Annotated in this window: 2 protein-coding genes; both read left to right on the top strand. The window is 72.8% G+C overall.

Annotation, left to right across the window (positions count from 1 at the left end; all coding sequences use genetic code 11):
• On the top strand, window positions 1-976 hold a 976-nt coding region (locus tag WHI96_RS27530; RefSeq protein ID WP_349302508.1), incomplete at its 5' end, for a MinD/ParA family ATP-binding protein.
• A partial coding sequence (locus WHI96_RS27525; RefSeq protein WP_349302507.1) for a glycoside hydrolase family 16 protein occupies window positions 973-2,102 on the top strand: 1,130 nt, incomplete at its 3' end. The genes WHI96_RS27530 and WHI96_RS27525, both read left to right, overlap by 4 nt.

Raw genomic sequence — 2,102 nt, 5'->3', positions numbered from 1 at the left:
GACCGGGGTGCTTTCGGGAGTTGTCCGCGAGCGACGGGCCCGTCCTCAGCAGGGATGGCGCCACTTCGCCTACCAGCTGACCGGCGGCCGCTGGAACCCCGGACTGTCCGAGGCCGAGGCCCGGCTGCGCGACCAGCTGCAGAAGATCCGGACCCCGCTGCCCGGCCCGCACAGCGTCGTCGTCGGCTCGATCAAGGGCGGGATCGGCAAGACCACCGTGTCCGCGCTGCTCGGGCTCGCGCTCGCGGAGTACCGCGGGGACCGGGTCATCGCGATGGACGCCAACCCCGACGCCGGCACCCTCGGCGACCGCCTTGTCGGCGAGACCCTGGCCGCGAAGACCACCGTGCGCGACCTGCTCTACGCCCTGGACGAGATCCGCGCCCACACCGACCTGGCCGGTTACACCCATCTCGCCGGGCGCCTGCAGGTCCTCACCAGCGAGCAGGAACCGGAGCTGTCGGAGACGTTCTCCGCGGGCGACTACGAGGCCGCGCTGCGGCTGCTGGCCCGCTACTACAACGCGATCATCACCGACTCCGGAACCGGGATCGTGCACTCGGCGATGCAGGGCAGCCTGCGCCACGCCGACTCGCTGGTCATCGTCGGTGCCCCGACCAACGACGGCGCCTCCCGCGCCGCTCGCACCTTCCGCTGGCTAGCCGCCAACGGATACCGCCACCTCACCGAGGATGCGGTGGTGGTGCTGTCCTACGACCGCCACAGCCCTGACATCGACGACCGCGTCATCCGCGACTTCTTCGCCGAACGCTGCCGCGCGGTGATCGTCCTTCCCCCGGACCCGCACCTGCAGGCCGGCGGGATCATCGACTTCGACGCCCTCACCCCCGGCGCGCGCGACGCCGCGCTCGAGCTCGCCGCGACCGTCGCCGAGGGCTTCCAGGGCCGGCGCACCCACGGGCTGGCCAGCCACGGGTTCCGCACCCCGCCGACCGACCCCGGTGGTCCCCGGTGATCAGTCCCCAGCTGGTCGTGGGCGCCGCGCTGGCGCTCACCACCACCCTGACCGCGTCCGGGCTCGTCCCGGCCGCCGCCCCCGAGGGCGGGGTCGAGTGCGGGTGGCGGATCACCGCGGTGCACGTGCTCGCCGAGCTCACCGGCGACACCTCCGCGCGGGCGGAGAAGCTGCGCCGGGCCCTGCTCGACGTCGGCGCGAACAAGCCCGGCTTCATCCCGGCCCAGTGCTACGAGCCCGGCACCGGCAACTCCAGCGGGTCCGGCTCCGGCGGGTCCGGTGGGTCCGGCAACGACTCCAGCGACACCGGCGACACCGGTACGGCCCCGAGCACAGGCAACGGCTCGGGCAGCAACGACTCCGGCGGCAACGGCTCCGGTGGCACCGGCGCCGACCCGGGGAACAGCTCCGGCGGCGGGACGGGCTCGGGCGGCGGCGCTGCCAGCAAGTGCACGACCACCGCGGCGGAGACGCTCGGCTGGGGCGAGCCGAAGGTGGCTGATGAGTTCGAGGGCACCTCGATCTCCGGGGACTGGAACGCCTACGACGGGCCCGGCCACGGCGGCAACGGCCGCCGGACCCCGGACGCGATCAGCGTCGCCGACGGGCAGCTGACCATCACCGGCTCGGAGAACGGCGACGCAGGCGGGATGGCCTGGTCGCCCCACAGCCAGCAGTACGGGCGCTGGGAGGGCTGCGCCCAATCCCCCGCTCCGGCTGCGTCGAGCTTGCACACCCTGTTCCTGCTCTGGCCGACCGCGGAGAACTGGCCCGAGGGCGGCGAGGTCGACTTCATGGAGATCTCCGACGGGACCCGGCAGAAGGTCGAGGGGTTCCTGCACTACGGCTCGGACAACTCCCAGACCCAGGGCTCGGTCGAGATCGACGCCACCGAGTGGCACGCCTTCGCCGTGGAGTGGACCCCGGACAAGATCACCTACCTCGTCGACGGCAAGCCGTGGTTCACCGACGACGACAAGTCCCACAACCCGCCCGGGCCGATGCACCTGACCATCCAGCTCGACTACTTCGGCGGTGACGCCTCAGGCGGCGCGGCGATGCACGTCGACTGGGTCCGCCAGTACGAGCTCACCGGCGGCGGAGCCTCGGCCGGGGTCGACGTCTC

The organism is Pseudonocardia tropica, from assembly GCF_040105315.1.
Classification (GTDB): Bacteria; Actinomycetota; Actinomycetes; order Mycobacteriales; family Pseudonocardiaceae; genus Pseudonocardia; species Pseudonocardia alni.
The sequence above is the reverse complement of the archived record's forward strand: the minus strand, read 5'-3'. Positions and strand labels throughout refer to the sequence as shown.